This is a genomic window from Brevibacterium ammoniilyticum (assembly GCF_038429965.1).
Classification (GTDB): domain Bacteria; phylum Actinomycetota; class Actinomycetes; order Actinomycetales; family Brevibacteriaceae; genus Brevibacterium; species Brevibacterium ammoniilyticum.
This window is the reverse complement of the sequence record NZ_BAABNP010000002.1, coordinates 167,798-189,420: the sequence shown is the minus strand read 5'-3', so window position 1 is coordinate 189,420 and position 21,623 is coordinate 167,798. Positions and strand designations below refer to the sequence as shown.

At 66.9% G+C, this 21,623-nt stretch carries 18 protein-coding genes; 10 read left to right on the top strand and 8 right to left on the bottom strand.

What is annotated here, in order from left to right; all coding sequences use genetic code 11:
• Positions 1-44 precede the first annotated feature (44 nt).
• The 7 genes from AAHA49_RS02870 to AAHA49_RS02840 form a co-directional block, all read right to left on the bottom strand.
• The gene (locus tag AAHA49_RS02870) at positions 45-1,379 is read right to left on the bottom strand and encodes a DUF6716 putative glycosyltransferase (RefSeq protein ID WP_342037141.1); all 1,335 of its coding nucleotides are present in this window, start codon (positions 1,377-1,379) and stop codon (positions 45-47) included.
• Positions 1,366-2,364, bottom strand: a complete 999-nt coding sequence (locus tag AAHA49_RS02865) for a polysialyltransferase family glycosyltransferase (RefSeq protein WP_342037140.1) — start codon at positions 2,362-2,364, stop codon at positions 1,366-1,368. Before AAHA49_RS02865 ends, AAHA49_RS02870 begins: the two co-directional genes overlap by 14 nt.
• Positions 2,365-2,366: 2 nt before the next feature.
• Positions 2,367-3,761, bottom strand: coding sequence for a polysialyltransferase family glycosyltransferase (locus AAHA49_RS02860; RefSeq protein WP_342037139.1), 1,395 nt, complete (start codon positions 3,759-3,761; stop codon positions 2,367-2,369).
• A complete protein-coding gene (locus AAHA49_RS02855; protein ID WP_339392074.1) occupies positions 3,758-4,732 on the bottom strand; it encodes a glycosyltransferase family 2 protein in 975 nt (324 codons plus the stop codon). The genes AAHA49_RS02860 and AAHA49_RS02855 overlap by 4 nt, the downstream gene beginning before the upstream one ends.
• A 288-nt stretch (positions 4,733-5,020) precedes the next feature.
• The gene (locus tag AAHA49_RS02850) at positions 5,021-5,908 is read right to left on the bottom strand and encodes an N-acetylneuraminate synthase family protein (protein WP_342037138.1); all 888 of its coding nucleotides are present in this window, start codon (positions 5,906-5,908) and stop codon (positions 5,021-5,023) included.
• Positions 5,909-6,076: 168 nt separating this feature from the next.
• The gene (locus AAHA49_RS02845) at positions 6,077-7,297 is read right to left on the bottom strand and encodes a cytidylyltransferase domain-containing protein (RefSeq protein ID WP_342037137.1); all 1,221 of its coding nucleotides are present in this window, start codon (positions 7,295-7,297) and stop codon (positions 6,077-6,079) included.
• A gap of 83 nt (positions 7,298-7,380) precedes the next feature.
• A complete protein-coding gene (locus tag AAHA49_RS02840; protein WP_342037136.1) occupies positions 7,381-9,549 on the bottom strand; it encodes a dolichyl-phosphate-mannose--protein mannosyltransferase in 2,169 nt (722 codons plus the stop codon).
• 142 nt (positions 9,550-9,691) lie between these two features.
• On the opposite strand from AAHA49_RS02840, the gene AAHA49_RS02835 reads away from it, so the two are divergent.
• The 9 genes from AAHA49_RS02835 (at position 9,692) to groL (ending at position 20,659) form a co-directional block, all read left to right on the top strand.
• Entirely contained in the window at positions 9,692-10,333 is a 642-nt protein-coding gene (locus AAHA49_RS02835) for a DUF4190 domain-containing protein (RefSeq protein WP_342037135.1), read from the top strand.
• A 323-nt stretch (positions 10,334-10,656) separates the two neighbouring features.
• Positions 10,657-11,085, top strand: coding sequence for a DUF4190 domain-containing protein (locus AAHA49_RS02830; protein WP_342037134.1), 429 nt, complete (start codon positions 10,657-10,659; stop codon positions 11,083-11,085).
• 398 nt (positions 11,086-11,483) lie between these two features.
• Positions 11,484-12,296 (top strand): 16S rRNA (cytidine(1402)-2'-O)-methyltransferase, encoded by an 813-nt coding sequence (rsmI, locus tag AAHA49_RS02825; RefSeq protein WP_425286497.1) that lies wholly within the window; start codon positions 11,484-11,486, stop codon positions 12,294-12,296.
• A 583-nt stretch (positions 12,297-12,879) separates the two neighbouring features.
• Positions 12,880-13,899 carry a hypothetical protein gene (locus tag AAHA49_RS02820; protein WP_342037132.1) on the top strand — a complete coding sequence of 340 codons (1,020 nt, stop codon included), beginning with the start codon at positions 12,880-12,882 and terminating at the stop codon, positions 13,897-13,899.
• A gap of 392 nt (positions 13,900-14,291) precedes the next feature.
• Positions 14,292-16,007, top strand: coding sequence for a methionine--tRNA ligase (gene metG, locus AAHA49_RS02815; protein ID WP_342037131.1), 1,716 nt, complete (start codon positions 14,292-14,294; stop codon positions 16,005-16,007).
• Positions 16,007-16,990, top strand: coding sequence for a TatD family hydrolase (locus tag AAHA49_RS02810; protein WP_339392082.1), 984 nt, complete (start codon positions 16,007-16,009; stop codon positions 16,988-16,990). The genes metG and AAHA49_RS02810 overlap by 1 nt, the downstream gene beginning before the upstream one ends.
• 192 nt (positions 16,991-17,182) lie before the next feature.
• On the top strand, positions 17,183-18,388 hold the full coding sequence (locus AAHA49_RS02805) for a ubiquitin-like domain-containing protein (RefSeq protein WP_342037130.1): 1,206 nt from the start codon (positions 17,183-17,185) through the stop codon (positions 18,386-18,388).
• Between the two features lie 343 nt (positions 18,389-18,731).
• A complete protein-coding gene (groES, locus tag AAHA49_RS02800; protein WP_339392084.1) occupies positions 18,732-19,025 on the top strand; it encodes a co-chaperone GroES in 294 nt (97 codons plus the stop codon).
• 41 nt (positions 19,026-19,066) lie between these two features.
• On the top strand, positions 19,067-20,659 hold the full coding sequence (groL, locus tag AAHA49_RS02795; RefSeq protein ID WP_063249386.1) for a chaperonin GroEL: 1,593 nt from the start codon (positions 19,067-19,069) through the stop codon (positions 20,657-20,659).
• 58 nt (positions 20,660-20,717) lie between these two features.
• Here the strand turns inward: groL and AAHA49_RS02790 are convergent, their stop codons facing one another.
• A complete protein-coding gene (locus AAHA49_RS02790; RefSeq protein WP_339392085.1) occupies positions 20,718-20,846 on the bottom strand; it encodes a hypothetical protein in 129 nt (42 codons plus the stop codon).
• 82 nt (positions 20,847-20,928) lie between these two features.
• On the opposite strand from AAHA49_RS02790, the gene AAHA49_RS02785 reads away from it, so the two are divergent.
• The gene (locus tag AAHA49_RS02785; protein ID WP_339392086.1) at positions 20,929-21,573 is read left to right on the top strand and encodes a TetR family transcriptional regulator; all 645 of its coding nucleotides are present in this window, start codon (positions 20,929-20,931) and stop codon (positions 21,571-21,573) included.
• The last annotated feature ends 50 nt before the right edge of the window (positions 21,574-21,623 follow it).

Here is a 21,623-nt window from a genome sequence, read left to right as displayed (position 1 = left end):
GGTCAGCGGCCGCTGCCTGATGACGAGCCCGGTGTGGTGGTGTCTCAGCGCCCGTAGCGGATTCGCCGGTAGACGCGGATGACCGGAGTCGGCGTGAACGTTCGGACCTCGGCACGCATGAGCATCCGCTTCTGCTTCCAGATCGACCGACGGCGGTCCGGCAGCTGCCGAGTGCGAGCGCGGAGCGCGAGCAGTCCGAGGCTGCGGCGCAGACTTCCGTCGTCGTCGTGGAAGTAGTTCTCCGCCAACCACGCTCGGTTCGGGAAGCCGATTCGACCCGCAGCGACGTCAGCAAGCGTGCCTTCAGCGCCGGAGTCGGCATAGACCTCGTTGAGAAGCTCTCTGTCGAACCCGAAATCGGAGATGAGCAGGGTCGGGATGCTGCGGTCGATCGATTCGAGTGCGGCCGTCGAGGAGACGGTGACGAGGGCGGCGCCGGGGGTGAGGAAGGCTGTGAGCGGACCGTATCCGATCTCGACCCGTTCCGCTCCCGGAACTCCTTGGGCCTTGAGGCTCGCGATGATGTCGAAGTACGAGTGCTGTTCGTGGTGGGTCTCGTGCTCGCCAGGACGGGAGCGCATCTTGACGATGGCCCATGACTCGGGATGCCTGTCGGCGAACTCGGCGAGCGCCGTGATGATCGCCTCGCGGTCCTCGGCGGCCGCCGGCACTTTCGCCTGTGGCGCGAAGACGAGCGACCGGGGGGCAGTGGACAGCTCTCGCGGTGAGGGCGGCTGAGGCACCGATTCCGAGCGGAGCATCGGCAGCCGGCCGAGGAGGATCTCTGCCGGTACCCGACGCATCGCGCTCACAGCCCGGTATTCGCCCACCTCGGTGAAGGAATGGGCGAGGAAAGCGTCCATGAGTCGGCGGTAGTTCATCCCTTTGCCGCTCGCCGGCAACCCCATTCCCGGCAGTCCGGATACGAGCGCGGGACGGGGGTCGAGTGCGCTTGCGGTGAGGAAGAGCTGGGCGACGATCGGCCCCGTTGCGGCACCGAGGACGATGTCCGGTCGGTGACGGGAGAGGACGGCGCCGAGTTCGCTGCGGGGAACGACAGGGATGTCGTGGCCCTCCCAGGCGGTCTCGGCGACGGCGTTGGCGATCTGCTCGTCGGTGGGCAGGATCGGGTTGTCGAGGAGATAGACGTGCGCTTCGACGTCGGGCAGAGTGCTCAGCAGCTGTGTCGCCCACTTGAGGTAGGACTCGCTGTCGGAGACGGAGACGATGCTGATCGGCTCGTGTGCAGGTTCGTCTGCGCCGACCGGGTGTGCCGCCCCCGACGGGCTTTCGGCAGGTGATGGGACGACGGTGTCGGCGACCTCGACTGCGGTCGCCGCGAACTCTGGCTGGTGGGCGGGGGATTCAGGTTTCGTCATCACCGGTGACCGTTTGGGCGTTGAGGGACGTTCGCAGACTATCGGGTGAGGCGCCGGTCCACCATTCGGCGGGGATCTCGGTGACCTCGATGCGCACATCCGGGTTGAGCACCGCCAGGGACACGGCCGCGGTGCTCGGGAGGCTGCGGATGACGGAATCGGCGGGCAGGTTGATCAGCCGCAGTTCGATGGGCAGGCCGACGTGCTTGATCCGCACCCGTTCGTCGCGGCCGAGCTCGGTGAGGAACTCATCGGTCTCCCGCCGGTGCGGATAATAGGTGATGGGGCCGCCTGAGATGATGCCCTGCAGCCAGCCCAGATAGTCGGCTTCGCGAATGAGGCCGTCGGCGGCGAGCGAGGACCCGATGACCGGGGTGTCCCGCGAATGGCTGCCGCCGGTGGGCAGGGACTGAAGGTGTTCGAACCGGTGGCGGGTGATCTGGCCGCCGGTGCGCAGGAACGCGTTGCGCAGGGACTTCGGCACCGGCAGCGCCGTGTGCCAGCGCAGCCGACCGGCGTTGGCCAGTCCGCGCAGCCGGTCGGCGACGTAGGCGGCCATGACCTCGCGGGAGGGTTTGAGCTTCTGCCGGGGGCGCACGAGCGGTCCGCGCTTGGCGGTGAGGGTCTCGATCGTCGAATAGGTCGCCAACCCGTCGTCGAGGACGACGATCTCAGGCATGCGCCTCTCCAGGTAGGCCATCGACAGGGCCTTGTGCACCTGCCCTGAACAGGCATCGCCTACGTAGATCCGCTGCGGGGAGACCTTTCGGAGGATGCCGGGCTTCGCCCCCTCACGGTCGAGGCGGACGCGCTCGGGCAGCCAGGCCGGGTCGAACGCGTCGAGGAACGAGGTCATCCCCTTCGCGTTCGCTCGGGCCCGGATGAGCAGCTCTTCGTCCGGCTCATGGGCTTCGAGTGCGGAGAGGAACTGCAGGGGCGATTCGACGAAGGCGATCGCGGTCCGCTTCGACGTCTTCTTCGCCATGCTCAGGCGCGCCGCCCGGTCAGCTTGGCGACGTCAATCTTGATTCCGCGCTTGTCGAGCTTCGTCAGCGCCGTCTTCGCATTCCTGCGCAGAATCCGCTTTCCCGTCCTCATCACGCGTCCGCGAGCCGAGGCCTCGAGACTGCCCGGCAGTTCGAGTCGGGTGAGTCGTTTGCGCTTGAAGTACACCATGTCGTCCGTCCCGAGAGCGTCGGTGAGGAACCGAGCGGCCGGCTCTCGCAGATGCCACATGATGTTCGCCTGCATGCAGTAGGTCACGGCGTCGATGAGGGCATTGAATTCGCGCAGTCCTCGACCGTCGGCGCTGTCTTCGAGTGCGTAACCACCGCGGTGGAGCGCGTCGACGATGGTCAGGGGGATGCGGTTGCTGTTCTGATACGGGGCGATCCGTTCGAGGAGCAGCTTCGTGCCCACTGCGGCGGTCTCGGTTCCGAACAGCGCCTGCGTGGTCACCAGCCCCGTCGAGAAGCACGATACGACGAGGCGGGGCTGCGTCCTCGACGCCACCACCTCGGCGAGGACGGGCACATCGGCGAGGACGAACCGCAGTCCCAGGGTCTCCGCGCGCCGTCTGAGCGGCTCGGCGACGGTTCGGGCGGATGTCGGATGCGGCTTGAAGATCACCGTGCTCAGCCCGCGGCGCTTCACCTCATCGAGCATGTCGAGGTGGAGTTGGATCTCCTCTTCTTCGGTGATGAGTTCGATTTCCGCGAGATACTGTCCGAGGACAAGAGCGCTGTCGTCGATCGGGTTCGCCAGGCCCGCGGCTGCGAGTGCGCCATCGGATTCGCGTGCCATCTCCTCGACGACCGGTCGGAGCTCATCAACGGTCAGGGCGACGCGATTCGGAGCATGTTCGGCGAGCTGACGTGGCATGACCCCTGGCAGTAGATCGGTGTAGTGAACGTTCTCGAGCCGCTGCCACAGCGGGCGTCCGAGCGGGTTCCGGACCGGTCCGTAGCTCATGAGGCCGTCGGAGTGCACGGAGATGGGAGCGTCGGCGAAGATCTGCGTAAGGGCGTGGGCAGGGTGGCCGGGCAGCGATTCGACGACAAGGGAGATGGCCTCGTCGGGCGACAGCGACCACAGCCTCTCGAGCAGGGTGCGCATGATCGGGGCACGAGTGGGCGAGACTCCGAACTGCTTGGGGTGGCTCGGCCAGATGGCCGCGTTCCAGTCGACGACGGAATCGAAGCGGCTGAGCAGGGTCGAGGAACCGAGCAGCTCTGGTGCCGCCGGTGTGATTTCAGGCGCGTAGGCATTGTTGGCCACAACCAGGATGCGGCGTTCGTCGGCCGCTCCGAAATGGCCGGCATCGATGTTCGCGGCGACGTTGGCGAGCTGGTACAGGGTCGAGATCTGGATGAGCTGTGTCATGCGTGTGCCCTCCTCAGGACCGGGGCGATGACCGGTACTCGGTCGTCGCCGAATCTTTCGACCACTCGATCGACCAGCTCGGGTTTGATCATCTTCACGTTCGTGGTGGCACCGGCGAACAGCTTCTGCTTCACCTCTGAGCTCATCTGATCTGATCGTTTGACGAGCTGGTGGTAGAGGATCGACAGGAAGTTCCTCACGGCTTTCGTCTCGAATTCGTCGACCTCGGGGTCGTTCTCGAGCATCGCGAACACGGTCCGGAATGCCGGGATGAAGTCGAGCTGACGTTCGTCGTAGATCGAGGTCAGCGATGTCGACATTCCCTTGCGGTAGCACAGTCCCGCCGAGTTGATGACGGCGAACGAATCGGATTCGAGGTGCTGTCGCCAGGTCCATGGCCGGTCCTCGCAGGTCCGCAGCGCAGGATCGAAGGTGAGCAGGCCGCGATCGGCCATGCTGCGAGTGAAGATGCCTGTCCAGCACGCTGGGTAGTCGACCATCGTCGGCATGTTCGCGGGCATGATGTAGTCGCGTGGGTTCAGCGGCCGGTTTCGGACGGCGCAGGGTGCCTGATTGAGGCTGCGTTTGGTGCCTTCGACAAGGACATAGTCGATCTTGACGAAGTCGACGCCGAGTCCGTTGATTGCGTCAGTCATCTTCCGCAGGTGTCCGGGCGCATACCAGTCGTCGCCGTCGAGATAGGTGATCGTCTGCCCGGTCGACGCCTCGAGCGCAAGGTTGCGCGAAGCCGAAACTCCGAGCGAGGCGGGGTTCTCGATGGTCACCAGGTTGAGTTTGTCGTCGAATTCGGCGATGACCTCGGCCGAATGATCATCCGAGCCGTCGTTGACGACGATGACTTCGAGTTCATCGGGGGTGAACCCCTGCATGGTCAAGCTCTTGAGACTGCTCCCAATGGTGTGTTCGGCGTTCTTCGCCGCGATGATGACACTGGTCAGGGGAGTGGTCATGGGGTCCTTTCACTGCTGACACGTGGGCGACCACCGCACGTGCATGGGCTCAGATGATGGTAGACACGGCCGAGTAACAGCAGGTGACGACGAGGTTAACGGGGTAGGCCGGAGTGTTCACCGAAGGTTGTCCTCGCTCGTCCTGGGGCTGCAGGTGAGAGGCATGGACACAGAACCGCCCCGACAGACTTCTGCACGTCGGGGCGAGAGATCGCAGACGAGAGCCACCTCGGCGCGCTCGCCCCTCGCTTTGAAGATCGTGCGCGCCGAGGTGGCTCAGCCGTCAGCTCAGACCGTGACCTTGCGCAGGGAGTCGATCTTCGACTCCTCACCGGGCATGATGCGCTTGACGCCGTCGCCCATGGCCTTCTCGAGGACGCGCACGCCCTTGACGAGGGAGGCGAACTCGCGCGGCTCCATCGACGCGGACTGGTCCGAGCCCCACATCGAGGAGTCGAGCGTGATGTGACGTTCGATCGTCACCGCACCGAGTGCCGCGGCGGCGAAGGAGATCTCGAGGCCGAGCTCGTGGCCCGAGTAGCCCACGGGCACGCCGTAGCGTTCGATCATCGCCGGGATCGCCCGGAGGTTGACCTCCTCCGGAGGCAGCGGGTAGGTGGAGGTGGCGTGCATGAGGACGAGCTTGTCGCGGTCGAAGACCTCGACGGCGGCATCGAGGGTGGCCCAGTCGGACATGCCCGAGGAGCAGAGGACGGGCTTGCCGGTCGCAGCGATCGCGCGCAGCAGCTCGAAGTCGGTCAGGGACGCCGAGGCGACCTTGTAGGTGAGGGCGTCGAACTCGTTCTCGAGGAAGTCCACCGAGTCGGTGTCCCACGGGGAAGCGAACCACTGCAGACCGAGTTCCTTCGCGTAGCGGTCGATCTCCGCGTACTCCTCGCGTTCGAACTCGACGCGGAACTTGTAGTCGAGGTAGGTCATCTCGCCCCACGGGGTCTGCCGCATCTTCGACTTCTGGTGCTCGGGCACGGCGACGTCGGGGTTGCGCTTCTGGAACTTCACGGCCTGAGCGCCGGCCGTGGCAGCGGCATCCATGAGCTGCTTGGCGATCTCGACGTCACCGTTGTGGTTGATGCCGATCTCACCGATCATGTATACGGGCTGATCGGGGCCGACGAGCTGGTCGCCGATGGCCACGGGGGTGATGTGATCCGTCATGAGTCCTGCTTTCGTTTCAGACGCGGGATGGTGTGTCCGCGCCAGGTGGGGTGGTGCGCTTGCATGTGAGGTTGTGTGGTCGTCGGGGGCGGGTCCGCCTCGCCGAGGCGGCAGAGGCCCTGTCGTGGTCGTGTCGGCTCGCCGAGGCTGGGTGCCGGTCGGTGCTGTTCAGCTGCGGACCGGGATGAGGTCGCAGACCTCTCGGACTGCCCCTCGCCCGCCCGGCCGGTCGAGGACCACCCGGGCTGCCGCGAGCACCTTGGGATGGGCGTCGGCGACGGCGATCGGCCATCCGACGACGTCGAAGGCTTCGAGGTCGTTGATGTCGTTGCCGACATAGGCCACGCGTGCTGCGTCAAGGCCCTGCTCGTCGATCCACGACCGCAGGACCTCCGATTTATTGTCCACACCCTGGGTTACGTGAACGTGAAGTTTCTCCGCCCTGCGGGTGACGACTGGGTTGCGTTCCTTTGAGAGGATCATGACAGGCAGACCTGAGCGGACGAGGCGGGAGACGCCCATGCCGTCACCGCGGTGGACGCGGACGTGTTCGTTGCCGTCCTCGTCGACGTAGGCCCCGTCGTCGGTGTGGACGCCGTCGAAGTCGGTGACCAGGGCGTCGACGTCGATGACCTGCGCGGTCTCCTGCGTCGAGGCGATCGCACGGACCAGGGTGAGGTCGGACATGTCGTCGATCTCGCGGGCGTGTTCGGGCGGGACCTCTTCGATGCCGACCCGGCCGAAGAACCGGTGCCCATGCTCGAGGAGGCCTGTGGTGCGCATGACGTAGAACGCTCCGGTCTCGTTGTAGTGCTGCGGCCGGTCCTGGCGGCGGGGGCGGAACGACTGGTCGTGGCCGACGGCGACCGCTTCCCCGTCGCCGCCGAGACGCCAGAGGAACGAATGGTCGGCGACGGCGGAGAAGACGACGTCCTCCGTCTCGTCGCGGACCCGGCACACCGCGTTGTCGATCGACGCGGAGTCGATGAACGGGGAGGTGCATTGGAGGAAGACGGTGATGCCGTAGTCGGCGTCGAGGGTGCCCAGGGTGTGGATGATCGCGGATTCGCTCGTCGCGGTGTCCCCGGCGATCTCCGCGGGACGGTGGGACACCTCGGCGCCGGCCCGGATCGCCTCCGCGGCGATGCCGTCATGGTCGGTGGAGACGATGACCCGGTCGATGCTCGGGGTGGCCTTGGCCGCGTTGATCGCCCTGGCCAGGAGGGAGACACCGGCGACCTTCTGCAGGTTCTTCAGAGGGATCCCCTTGGATCCTCCGCGGGCCGGGATGATGGCGACGACCCCGGGTCGGGGGTGCGGATCCGTGCCGGTTCCGGTGGCGTTCGCCGAGGTGGGAGCTGGGTGGTTCAGTGTCGCTTCGTCAGTCACAATGCCACGACGCTAACGACGGGCCGTGTCCGGGAGGTGAACGATCGGTGTCGCCGAGGCGACCGCGTCATGTCCGGTTCAGGTCAGCGCCAGGTGACGTTCCACATCCGGTTGTTCCAGGCCTCGAACGGGATGACCTCGCCGGTGTAGATCGGCCAGAAGTAGGCGAAGGCGAGGACGGCCGCGACGAGGACGAGGCCGACGGTGAGGCGGCGGGCGAGCAGCGGCCACGGGGGTCGGCGGAGCCTGCGGCGGGCACCGGACGAGGCACCGGTCGGGGCGGTAGGTGACTGCGCGGTCGGCGGAGTCGGGGCGGTCGCCTCGGCGGGGGTCGCGGTGGTCGGTGACGTTGCGGTGGTCGCGGTCGCCTCGGCGGAGGTGGCGGTTGCGGAGGGCGGTGACGCTGCGGTGGTCGCCGGGATGCGCGGGGTGAACGCGGGGTACGGCGTCCGGCGACCCCACAGCAGGGCGAGGCAGTAGACGAGGGCGAGGACGACGAAGGGGATCATGACGATCGTGTAGAAGGTGAAGATCGTCCGCTGCTGGTAGGCGAACCACGGCAGCCAGGTCGCGGCGAGGCCTGCGAGGATGACGCCGGCGCGGGCGTCTCGGCGCAGGATCCAGGCGGCGAGGACGATGAGGAGAGCGACGGGGGCGAGTCCCCAGATGATGGGGTTGCCCACCGAGGTGATCGCCGAGGAGCACTTGACCGTGGTGCAGCCGAGATCGCCCTGGCTCAGCGACTCGTAGTAGAACGAGGTCGGCCGCCACTGGACGATCCAGCCCCACGGGTTCGACATGTACGGGTGTTCGGAGTCGAGGCCGACGTGGAAGGAGTACGCGGTGTAGTGGTACTGCGCGAGCGAGGGGATCCAGTCGAGCCAGGACGGCAGGGCCTGCCACCAGCCGGGGGTCTCGGCGGCCCATTGGCGGTTCCAGCCGCCGTCGGTGACGATCCAGCCCGTCCATGTCGCGACGTAGGTGACCAGGGCGGTAGGGACGAGCTTGAGGAAGTCGGGGACGATGTCGCGCAGGAACGATCCCAGCCAGGGGTGGACGACGCCGGCGCGGAAGCGGGAGTGCACGTCCCACGCGACGACGAGGATGCCGAAGGCCGCGAGTGCGTAGAGGCCCGACCATTTGACCCCGGTGGCCAGGCCCAGACTGATGCCGGCGGCGATGAGCCAGGGACGCGCGCCGAGGCGGGGCCCGAAGTTGATGAGGTCGGCGCGCCGGGCGGCGGGGGACTTGCGGCCGCGGGTCGGGGCGGTGGCAGTGGTCGCGGTGGTCGTTGTCGCTGATTCGGCGGTGGAGGCGGACGCGGAATCCGGGTCGGGCGCGGAGGCGGCGGTCGCCTCGGCGGGGGGATGGTCGACGTCGGCGGCCCAGCGGGCGAGGCGCTTCGTCACCTGTTCCCGGTCGAGGAGGAGGAGGTAGAAGGCGAGGAGGATGAAGGCCATGAGCACGATGTCGAGGAGGCTCGTGCGGGAGTGGACGAAGTGCTCGCCGTCGATGGACAGCAGGCCCGCGGCGACGCAGGCGAAGAACGCGGAGCGGAAGAGCTTCCAGGCGACGAGGCCCATGAGGAAGACGGTGAGGGTGCCGACGATGGCGACGGAGAAGCGCCAGCCGAACGAGTCGTCGGCGCCGAAGAGGTCGATGCCGAGGCCGATGATCCACTTGCCGAGCGGGGGATGGACGACGTACTCGGGGGCGGACTCGATGACGCTGGGGTCGCCGGCGTTGAAGGAGGCGTCGGCGTTCTCGGGCCAGGCACGCTCGTAGCCGAAGTTGACCACCGAGTACGCGTCCTTGACGTAGTACGTCTCGTCGAAGATGAGGCGGCCGGGGAAGCCGAGGCGGAAGAGGCGCAGCACCAGGCTGATGAGGGTGATGATGATGAGGGCGGGCCACATCCAGACCGGGGCCTTGGTCGCCCACATGCCGGCGGCGAAGGACTGTCGGCGCAGGGCCGCGGCACCGGCGAGGACGGTTTCGCGCTTGCGGGCTCGGTCCTCGCGGGCACGGGCGCGCTCGTCCTTGGTGGGGCGGCCGGTGGAGCGCCCGGTGGAGTTCTTGGGGGCGCCAGGGGTCGCGTTCTCGGGGGAGCGCGGCGACGCGGGAGTTGCCGTTGCGGTGCGGGTCGACGCGGAGCCGTCGGGCTGCTCGGGGTCGGGGGTCGACGCTGGGTCCGAGCTCGAGTCCGGGACGGACGGTCGCCTCGGCGATGGGGGATCTGCGGGTGCTGTCATCAGGGCCAAGTCTAGGGCGCGAACCCAGGTGGGACGCTCAGCCTGGGCGGGACCGTGTCTCCGGCAGGTGACGCAGTACCGTGCGAGGCCGGTGGCGGCTAGGCTTGGGGGACAGCAGGTCCGTGCACGAGCGAAGACGGTGATGAAAGTGTCGTACGACCGCCCGAGCGACCCTCCGCGGGTCGGCTCACAGCACTTCGGTCAGTCTCAGCCGCCCCTCGAATACGGTCCCGTGCACGACGACGGGCAGGTGAGCTACGGCGGCGGCCAGTACACGGACTACGGACAGTACCTCGATTCCGTCGGCCAGCCGGATCCGCTGCAGTCGGGTGCGGCGTACTCGGGTGGGCAGTACTCGGGTGCGCAGCACGGCCAGATGGTGCCCGCGCAGCCCGTCTACAGCCAACCGGTCACGTACGGCACCTACGGGGCGCCGATGATCGTGATGACGAAGACCAACGGATTGGCGAACTGGTCGATGATCATGGGGATCGTGGGATTGGGCGGCGGCTTCGTCGTCCTGATCCTCTCGCTCATTCCCATCATCCAGTACTTCGCGAGTCTGCTGTCGATGGTCCTCTGGATCGCTCCGATCCTCGCGGTGATCTTCGGCCATGTGGCGAAGAGTCAGATCAAGCGCACCGGGGAGAACGGCAGCGGGCAGGCCACGGCCGGTCTCATCATGGGCTACATCAGCATCGGGCTGGGCCTGTTGCTGATCGTCTTCCTCTTCTTCGTGGTCGCGCTCGTCGGGGTCAGTTTCTTCGGGTCGACGGTCTTCTGACAGCTTCGGCCGGCGGGCCTCGGTCGGCCGCCTCGACTGATGGCCTCGACCGGCGGCCTCGACCGGCGGCCTCTGCCCGCGGTCTCGGACGGCCGCCTCGGTCGGCGGCTTCGACCGACGGCCTTGACCAACGGCCTTGACCGACGGCTTCGGTCCGAGGTGGGCCGTGGCACCACTGCTGACGGCACGTTGCGATGCCCGCCTGTCGAGGCTGGGAGTCGGAGATGCAGGATTGCAACACTCTCGCCTTTCTCGGGGATGATTGTCTGAGTACCGTTGGTGGTGAACCGCACCGTTGGTGGTGAACCCGAGGAGAAGAAGACATGAGCAGCCAGAACAACTGGAACAATCCGGACATGTACTACCAGCAGCCGCAGTCCGGCCCGCCTGCGAACAGCTACCAGCCTGCGAACGCCGGCAGCGGCTATGCCGCGTCGAGCTACGGCAGCGCCGGACCCGGCTACCAGCCGCTGCCTCCGAACAACACTCTGGCGATCATCGCGCTCGTCGCCTCGATCTTCGGCGTCGTCTCGAGCTTCTTCATCGCAGGCATCGCCGGCATCGTCATGGGCCACATTGCGCGCAAGCAGATCCGTGAACGCGGCGAACGCGGAGACGGCATGGCAGTCGCCGCCCTCTGGGTCGGCTACATCGGCACCGCCCTGTGGATCCTGTTCTGGGTCGTCTACGTGCTCATCTTCGTCGTGATCTTCGGCGCCGCGTTCTTCACCACTGGTACGTCCTACAGTTGAGCAGTCGACTCCACCCGCGCTCGAGCGATGAGGGCCACGCGGACGCATCGACTGATTCAGGCGTGAACGCTGCGAGCTTTGACGGCTCAACCCTGGCGAGCGCAGACGACACGGCCCCGGCGAACGCTGACGGCGCGACCTCAGCGAGTGCAGACGGCAACGGCTCAACCCCGACGAGCGTCGACGACGCAACCCCGGAGAGCGCTGACGGCGCGACCTATGCAAGCCCGGACGGCGCGACCGACGAGTCACGCGCGACCGCCGACGGCTCGATCGCTCCGGCAGGCGAGCCGTCGACGGCTGCCGACGCGACTGCGGCAGGCATCGACGCTGACGGCGCCCCGAGCGCAGAGCACTCCGCCGGCCCCCGCCTCCTCGCCGGCGCCGGCGGGAAGCTCATCCTCGTCGGGACTCCGATCGGCAACCTCGGCGATGCGGGCCCCCGGATGATGGAGGCGATCGAATCCGCCGACGTCATCGCCGCCGAGGACACGCGCCGGTTCCTTTCGCTGGCACAGCGGCTCGGGCTGACCCACACGAAGCGCGTCATCAGCGTCTTCGACCACAACGAACAGGGTCGCGCCCCCGAGATCGTCGACCTCATCCGTGCAGGTCAGACCGTCGTCCTGCTCAGCGACGCGGGAATGCCGGCCGTCTCCGATCCCGGCTACCGGGTGGTCAGAGCCTGCGCCGAGGCGGACCTCCCGGTCAGCGCGACCCCTGGGCCCTCGGCGGTGCTCATGGCGCTCGCCGTCTCCGGGCTGCCGAGTGATCGCTTCAGCTTCGAGGGATTCATCCCGCGCAAGCCGGGGGCGAGGACGTCGCTGTTCGAGGAGCTCAGGACCGAGAAGCGCACGATGGTCTTCTTCGAAAGCCCCCATCGGATCGCCGACACCATGGACGATCTGCTCGCCGTCATCGGGCCGGATCGGCCGATGAGCATCAGTCGGGAGCTGACGAAGACCTTCGAGGAGACGCTGCGGGGGACCGTCGGTTCGCTCCGCGACGCCGCTGCCGAGGGTCTGCGCGGCGAGCTCACCCTCGTCCTCGCCGGAGCCACAGCAGTCGAGACGGAGCCGGAGGACCACCTCGGCGAGATGGAGGCCCTCGTCGAATCCGGCGTGCGGGCGAAAGAGGCGGCCGGTCAGATCGCCAAGCGCTTCGGCCTGTCCAAGCGCGAGATCTACGAGGCCTGGCTCCACCGCGCCTGAAGCGCGAGGCCCGACTCGAACGTGACCCGGGCACAAGCTCGGCTCGAATGTGACCCGGGCACAAGCTCTGCTCGAATGTGACCCGGAAGCGAGACCTGATTCTGCGCGACCGAGGCGCGAGACCTGACTCTGCGCAACTGATGCGCGGGGCCCGGCTCCACTGCGACCCCGGCACAAGCCCGGATTCAACGTGACCCAGGCGCGAGAGCGCGTGTTCCCGGCACCCACTTGTACGTTCTGCCCTGTGGACGGTCACAGCTCAGGTGAGTGTGGAGAGCTCAGTTCGTGAACTGGGCTGTGAAGATTCATGTGAGCTGCACATGCGTCGTATGGCTGTGACGCCGGGTGCCGGTGGGCGTGAGCGGGCAATGTCCTGCCCCCGGTTCGAGATTTTGCAGACGGATGAGCCTGTGGATGGTCGCGTCGACTCGTGTGCGATTCGCCTGTGGAGGCCCGGGGACTGTCAACAGCTCGGAAAATCAGCAGTGCGCTCGACGACCGAGGTGATCACAGTGGAGGGATGAATGCCCGAATCGAACTCAGATACAACGTCGTCACCAATCGAGACCTCAGAGCGGTGGGCGTGTCCGGCACCGAGATCAGCCGTGCGGTCAACTGCTGCCTGATCAGGTTGTGTGCCGGTGTCTACTCGATTGCCGCCGCATGCGGCAAGCCGCAGCACAAGCGGATCGGTTCGCTGATCACCGACACCGAATGGACGGACTACTTCCGAACGACAACGGGAGACGAGCGCGCGAGAGATCCCAAGTTCACCTCTTTGCTGGCCCGTCTCGCAGCGATCCATTACAGGAGCTACCGGTCTGCCGACGTCGTGGCCGGTGCGTCCGCGGCGCTGGTCCACGACCTGCCGATATTCGACCTGGCCCTGCGGCCGTTGACCGTCATGCATCCGACGGCGAGCACGAGAAGCACGGCCGTTCGCCGGCTGCGGCGCGCGGTGCCAGACGAGGATCGGGAGGCCATCGGACGTCTGATGGTGACCAGTGCGGTGCGCACCGGTCTCGATCTCATCGAGTTCGGTGGCCCGGTGTCGGGGTTCGCGGCACTTGAAACCGCTCTGCGCCGAAGTGTCACGGCGGCGAACGGAGGCAGAGCGCTCGCCTTCTCTGACTCTCGGAAGGTGCGAGAACTCGGTTCGACGGCGGTCGAAGCCGAGGTGATGCCCGCCGTGCGGCGAATGTCTCGGGGGTCGACCCGGGCGCAGAGGATCGTGGAGCGGATCTCGCCGATGTCGGAGAGCTATGCGGAGAGTCGCTGCTCATTCAACCTGCATACCCTGGGCCTGCACGACTTCGTCCAGCAGTGGAACGTCGCCGCCGACGGAGAGCTTCTCACCCGTCTCGACTTCCTGCACAGGGCGACCATGACTGCTCTCGCCGTCGATGGCAGCGGCAAGTACGAGGACGCCGGACGCGGTCGCCTCCGACACGAGAGCTATCAGCACAACATGCTGCTGAAGATGGGCTACACCGTCGTGCACTTCACCTTTCGCGACGTCCTCAATCCGCAGGCCTTCGGCCTCAAGCTGTTCGAACAGGCGCCTCGCCTCCTCGAGTTCCGAGCCGACCCGCTCGTGCTCTGAGTGTCTCGGGTTCTGAGTGTCTCCGGGCCCCCACGATCCTGCGGCATCGGCTGTTCCTGCCAACCCGGTTCCGCGCACCGACGGTGGCCACGCGGCCGATCCGCGTTGCAGCTCACTTGAGTCTCCACGGCACAGTTCGTGAACTGGGCTCTCGAGATCCAAGTGAGCTCAAACCCGGTATGGCTCGCCTCGCCCGCCCGGCCGTGGACTGCGCCCGGCCGGCCCGCGCGCTCTCCCGCCCGCCCGGCCGTGGACTGCGCCCGGCCGGCCGCCCGGACGCACCGCCGCCCCGCCCCCGCGCCGACTGCGTCCACGCCACCCCACACCTCCACCCGCCCCCTCCCCGGACCCCGTCGGCCCTGCCGCCGCGCGTCCTTTAGACTGAGTGGCCTATGGGTTACTACGTGACAACAGCCATCGCCTACCCCAATGGGGCCATCCACATCGGGCACGCGTACGAGTACATCGCCGCCGACACGATCGCGCGGTTCAAGCGCCTCGACAACCACGAGGTCTTCTTCGCCACCGGCACCGACGAACACGGTCTCAAGATGCTCCAGGCGGCGAACAGGCTGGGCATCACCCCGAAGGAGCTCGCCGACGACAACGCGAAGAGCTTCCGCGACACGCAGCTGGCCCTGGGCTCGACGTTCGACCGGTTCATCCGGACCACCGATCCCGACCACTACGCCGCCTCGCAGGCGATCTGGCGCAGGCTCGAGGAGGCCGGTGACATCTACCTCGACTCGTACTCGGGCTGGTACTCGGTGCGCGACGAGGCGTTCTACACCGAGGACGAGACCGAGGTCGTCGACGGCGTGCGGCTGTCGAAGGAGACCCGCACCGAGGTGACCTGGACGGAGGAGGAGTCCTACTTCTTCCGCCTCTCGAAGTACCAGGAGCCCCTCCTCGATCTCTACCGTGACCACCCGGAGTTCATCGGCCCCGACTCCCGCCGCAACGAGGTCGCGTCGTTCGTCGCCTCCGGACTCAAGGATCTCTCGATCTCGCGCACGACCTTCGACTGGGGCGTGCCCGTGCCCGGCAACGACAAGCACGTGATGTACGTGTGGATCGACGCGCTGACGAACTACCTCACTGCCGCGGGCTACCCCGACGACCTCGAGCGGCTCGAGAAGTGGTGGCCGGCCGACGTCCACATCATCGGCAAGGACATCATCCGCTTCCACAGCGTCTACTGGCCGGCGTTCCTCATGTCCGCCGGCATCGAGCTGCCCCGCCGCGTCCACGCCCACGGCTTCCTCTTCAACGCCGGTGAGAAGATGTCGAAGTCCGTCGGCAACGTCGTCGACCCCATCGACCTCGTCGACGCGTTCGGCCTCGATACGCTGCGCTTCTTCCTCCTGCGCGAGTTCTCCTACGGCCAGGACGGCTCGTACACGAAGGACTCGATCATCACGCGCAAGAACGCCGACCTCGCCAACGAATACGGCAACCTCGCCCAGCGCTCGCTGTCGATGATCGCGAAGAACTGCGACGGCCAGGTCCCGCAGCCCGGTGACCTCACCGAGGCGGACGAAACCCTGCTCGCGCTCGCCCGCGACACTCTCGCCACGGCGCGCAAGCACATCGACACCCAGAGCCTCCACCTCTACGTCGACGCGTGCTGGAAGGTGCTCACCGAGGCCAACCGCTACTTCTCCGCGCAGGAGCCGTGGAAGCTCAAGAAGACCGATCCCGAGCGCATGGCCACCGTGCTGTGGGTGACGATCGAGGTCGTGCGCATCGTCTCGATCCTCATCCAGCCCGTCATGCCCGAATCCGCAGGCCGGATCCTCGACCTCCTCGGTGTTCCCGCCGGAGTCGCCGAGGCGGGGGCAACGGTCCTGCCGACCGCGACGGAATCCGGTTCCGGCGCCGAGGTGATGGACACCGTGACCGCGAGTGCCGCCGTCGGCGTCGCCGCAGGTGCGGCCTTCGCCGGTGCCGGCATCGCGCCGGCCGCCGCCGAGGCCACCGAAGGCGGGATCGCCGCCGCCGAGGTGGATCCCCGCTCGTTCGCCGCCATCGACTTCCCGCTCGTGCCCGGCACCCCGCTGCCCACGCCGGTACCGGTGTTCCCGAAGTTCGTGGAGGAGGCGGAGTAATGGCGTCGCGTGCCGCTGGAACCTATCCTCCGGTGCCCGAGCCCCTGCCGCACCCGATCGTCGACACCCACACCCACCTCGACATCTGCACGGGTGTGCGGCTGCCGCTCGGCGCGGGCGAACCCGCCCCCGAGGTCGCCCCGGCCGAGACCGAGGAGTTCCCCGACCTCGACTTCTTCTTCGACACCGCCGAGGCGGCCGGAGTGACGCGGATCGTCCAGATCGGCTGCGACCTTCCCGCCGCCCGGTGGACGACTGCGCTCGTGGCCTCGCAGTATGCCGGTGCCGCAGCGCTCACCGAAGTCACCCCCGAGGTGGCCGCGCGGGTTCCGACGCCGCCGACTCCCGGGCGGACGTGGATGCTCGGGGGAGCGGCGCTCCACCCGAACGAGGCGCCGCGGCTCGCGCAGCGCGGCCTCCTCGACGATGCGCTCACCGAGATCGAGACGCTCGTGGTCAGCAGCGATCGGATGCGCGTGGTGGGGGAGACCGGGCTCGACTACTTCCGCACGGGAGAGGACGGCATCGCCGAACAACAGCGGTCCTTCCGCGCTCACATCGAGATCGCCAAGCGCACCGGTCGGGCACTGCAGATCCACGATCGTGAGGCCCACGCCGACGTCCTGCGCATCCTCCGCGAGGAGGGTGCGCCCGAGGTGACGATCTTCCACTGCTTCTCCGGCGACGAGGCGATGGCCCGCGAGTGCGCCGAGCACGGCTACTTCATGTCCTTCGCCGGCAACATCACGTTCAAGAACGCCGACGAGCTGCGCCGGGCCGCCGCCTCTGCACCGCTCGAGCTCCTGCTCACCGAGACCGACGCACCCTTCCTCACCCCGCACCCGTACCGGGGGAAGCCCGGAGGCCCCTACCTCACCCCGATCACCGCGAGGATGCTCGCCGGGGTGCGGGGGATGAATGCAGGCGACCTCGCCGAGGCGGTGTGGGCCAACGCCGAGACCGCGCTCGGCGGCTGGGACTGAGCGACCGCCTCGGCTGGGACTGAGCGATAACCTCGGCGGCTGGGACTGAGCGACCGCCTCGGCGAGGATCCGGGAATCCGGGAGTCTGTGAGATTCCTGTTACGGTTTCGTGATCTTTTGCAAGCGATGTAACGAATCGGTTACAGTGGATGAGTCGCAAACAGCTGATCAACTCTGCTCGGGGATATTTCTGTGATTGATTTTCTCAAGAACCGCAAGGTGCAGATCGCCGCACAGGCGGTCGTCATCACCGGACTCGTCGGTGGTACGGGTGCCGTGCTCACCATGAACAAGCCGGTCACCCTCGAGGTGAACGGCAAGGCCGAGGAGATCCGCACCTTCGGCGGCACTGTCGGTGAGATCCTCGACAGTCAGAACATCGACATCGACAAGCGCGACCAGGTCAAGCCCGGCGTCGACGCGAAGATCAACCGCGATACGACGGTCACGGTCAACACGGCCAAGGACGTCTCGCTCACCGTCGACGGCAAGAAGACCGACGAGTGGACCAACGCGAACACCGTCGGCCAGGCGCTGGCAGACCTCGGCGTCGACGCCAAGGACGCGCAGCTGAGCGCCGAGGCGAGCGACAAGCTCAAGGTCGACGCCCCCACGAACATCGACGTCACCACGGCGAAGGCGCTCACCGTCGTCGCCGACGGCAAGGACGTCAAGGTCACCGCGCCCGTCGGCACCGCCGGCGATGCCCTCGAAGAGGCCAAGGTGACCCTCGACAAGGACGACTTCCTCTCCGTGCCCATGAACGCAGCCGTCACCGACGGACAGGTTCTCACCGTCAACCGGGTGGAGAACAAGACCGTCACGGAGAAGGAAGACATCAAGCCCAAGGTCGAGAAGAAGAAGTCCGACTCCCTCTACGTCGGCGAGACCAAGGTCGAGGACAAGGGCAAGACCGGTCAGAAGGAAGTCCAGTACCAGGTCAAGACCGTCAACGGCGATGAGGTCGAGAAGGAGAAGAAGGGCGAGAAGGTCCTCACCGAACCTCAGGCCAAGGTCGTCATCGAAGGCACGAAGAAGAAGGAGTCCTCCTCGGGCGGCTCCGACTCCGGTTCGGGCGACAGCGGCTCCGGCTCCGGTTCCGGAGATGGCGGTTCGAGCTCCGGTGGAGGCGGATCGATGTCGACCGAGGAGATCAAGGCGATGCTCGGCGGACCCGGCTCGAAGTGGTACCAGGTCGCCAAGTGCGAGTCGAACTTCAACCCGCGGGCGGTGAACAAGCAGAACAACGCGCACTTCGGTCTCTTCCAGTTCAAGCTCGCCACTTGGCGCAGCGTGGGCGGCTCGGGCAACCCGATCGACGCCAGCCCGCGTGAGCAGTTCGACCGTGCGAAGACGCTCCAGGCCAAGGCCGGCTGGGGACAGTGGTCCTGCGCCTGACCTGACCCCGCCGAGGCGGCTGATGCTTCCCGACGGGAGCTCACCTCCCGACGAGAGCAGAAGCGACGAGGGACTCCGGAATTCCGGGGTCCCTCGTCGCATCTCTGCGCCCGCACTCGGCGCCCCGAGACTGAGCTTTCGCCGAGAGCGTGAGGTTTTCCTGGCACTCGAGTTGACCGAGTGCTAAAGGAGTCATAGAGTCGAATTAGCACTGACGCTCAGTGAGTGCCAGTTTCATGAGACGGTCGAACACCTCGGCACCCGCGACGACGAGAGGTTCCTCAGGCAGCAGCCGCCGTCTGTCTTCACAAGAATTGAACCCAGCGAAGGGAGAGAGCCCGATATGTCGGTCTCCATCAAGCCACTCGAAGATCGGATCGTCATCCGTCAGGTCGAAGCAGAGCAGACCACCGCCAGCGGTCTGGTCATTCCCGACACTGCCAAGGAGAAGCCGCAGGAAGGCGAAGTCGTCGCAGTGGGCCCCGGCCGCGTTGCAGACAACGGCAACCGCGTTCCCGTCGACGTCGCCGTCGGCGACAAGGTCATCTACTCGAAGTACGGCGGCACCGAGGTCAAGTACGCCGGCGAAGAGTTCCTCGTGCTCTCGGCTCGCGACGTGCTCGCCGTCATCGGCTGAATCCCCTGAATCACTGACATACGACTGAGACAGGAGGACGAATGCCTAAGAATCTGGAATTCAACGACGAGGCCCGTCGTTCGCTCGAGAAGGGTGTCAACACCCTCGCCGACACCGTCAAGGTGACGCTCGGACCCCGCGGCCGCAACGTCGTTCTCGACAAGAAGTGGGGCGCCCCCACGATCACCAACGACGGCGTGACCATCGCCCGTGAGGTCGAGCTCGACGATCCCTACGAGAACCTCGGCGCTCAGCTGGCCAAGGAAGTCGCCACCAAGACCAACGACATCGCCGGTGACGGAACCACCACCGCGACCGTCCTGGCCCAGGCCTTCGTCAACGAAGGTCTGCGCAACGTCGCCGCAGGCGCCGCCCCCGGCGCGCTCAAGCGCGGCATCGAGACCGCCGTCGAGGCCGTCTCCGAGGAACTCGGCTCCATCTCCCGTGATGTGGCCGGCTCCGAGGAGATCGCGCACGTCGCCGGTCTGTCCGCCCAGTCGGAGGAGATCGGCTCGCTCATCGCCGACGCCTTCGACAAGGTCGGCAAGGACGGCGTCATCACCATCGACGAGTCCCAGGCTTCCGATGTGGAGCTGGAGATCACCGAGGGCATGCAGTTCGACAAGGGCTACCTGTCCCCGCACTTCGTCACGGATGCGGACCGCCAGGAGGCGATCCTCAATGACGCGCTGATCCTCATCAACCAGGGCAAGATCTCCAACATCCAGGAGCTCCTGCCCGTCCTCGAGAAGGTCCAGCAGGCCGGCAAGCCGCTGTTCATCATCGCCGAGGACATCGAGGGCGAAGCGCTGTCGACGCTGGTCGTCAACAAGCTGCGCGGCATCCTCAACGTCTGCGCCGTTAAGGCTCCCGGATTCGGTGACCGCCGCAAGGCCATCCTCGAGGACCTCGCCGTCCTCACCGGCGGGCAGGTCGTCACCCCGGACATGGGCATGAAGCTCGACCAGGTCACCCTGGACGAGCTCGGCAACGCCCGGACCATCACCGTCACCAAGGACACCACCACCATCGTCGATGGTGCCGGTGCCGATGACGCCGTGGCTGGTCGCGTCGCCCAGATCCGCTCCGAGATCGAGAACACCGACTCCGACTGGGACCGCGAGAAGCTGCAGGAGCGCTTGGCCAAGCTCTCCGGCGGTGTCGCCGTCATCAAGGTCGGCGCCGCCACCGAGGTGGAGCTCAAGGAGCGCAAGCACCGCGTCGAAGACGCTGTGTCCGCGACCCGTGCAGCCATCGAGGAAGGCGTCGTCGCCGGCGGCGGTTCGGCTCTCATCCACGCCGCCAAGGTGCTCGACGGCAAGGACTTCGGCCTCGACTACGACGGTGCCACCGGTGTGGAGATCGTCAAGCGCGGAATCGTCCAGCCCCTGCGCTGGATCGCCGAGAACGCCGGCCAGGACGGCTACGTCGTCGTGTCCAAGGTCCAGGACCTCGAGTCCGGCCAGGGATACAACGCCGCCACCGACTCCTACGGCGACCTCATCTCCGCAGGCATCATCGACCCGGTCAAGGTCACCCGTTCGGCTCTGCGCAACGCAGCGTCGATCGCGGCCCTCGTGCTCACCACGGAGACCCTGGTCGTGGAGAAGAAGGACGACGAGGACGAGGACTGACCTCCTCCCCTCACAGGCGGAGCAGTTCGCCTGAGGCCTGAATGAGCGGCCCGGACCATCAAGGTCCGGGCCGTTCGTCTTCCTTCGCCGAGGCGGTCGTGGAGTTCCGCAGGCTCCCGGCGGCGCGACGCGTATCCCACCCCGCCGAGGCGGTCGTGCCGTCGGGGTCCCCGCTCGGTGCCGTCATCAGGGCTGTTGCCGTCTGACGTGATGAGTGCCATACTCGTTGACTGTTGAAACCTGAATCATCTCTTCGAGGACGAGGACCAGTGGCCCATCGGGACAGCGCGCGAGCTCGCGCGAACACGGCGCAGCGGCGTGCGCGCATCGAATACGCCGCCCGCTTCGTCGTCGCCGACGGAGGCTTCGCCGCTGCCAGCATCAACGCCGTCGCCCGCGCCGCCGCGTGCAGTCCGCGGCACATCACGAGCTTCTTCGACAGCCGCGACGAGCTGCTGCGCACGGTCTTCGCCAATGCCGCCGGCCATGAGCTCGAGGTCGTCACCGAGGCGGTCGATGCATGCGGCACCCCCGACGAGGTCGTCGGCGCCGTCGTCGAGGTCTTCATCCGCCGTTCCGTCGCCGGCCGCGGCCTCGCCTACGCTCTGCTCATCGAGGATGTCCCCGACTCCGTCCAGCGCGAACGCCGTGCCCTGCGTCGGGGATACGTCACGGTGATCGCGGCAGCGCTCAAGCGCACCTTGGGGCTGGACTATCCGGCCGAGGTGTTCGCCCGCTCGCTCGTCGGCGCGATCGCCGAGAACCTCGTCGATCTCCTCGACCCTGCCCGGTCGAACCCGAGTGCCCTCGAAGTCGAATGGCACATCTCGACGATCGCGACCTATGCGCGGGCGGCCCTGACCGCGCTGCCGCGCGACAATGCCCCGATTGCGGTGGCCCCGGCCGCGGGCTGACATCTCCCTGTTCGAGCACCGCACCCCTGTTCGAGGACCGTATTCCACCG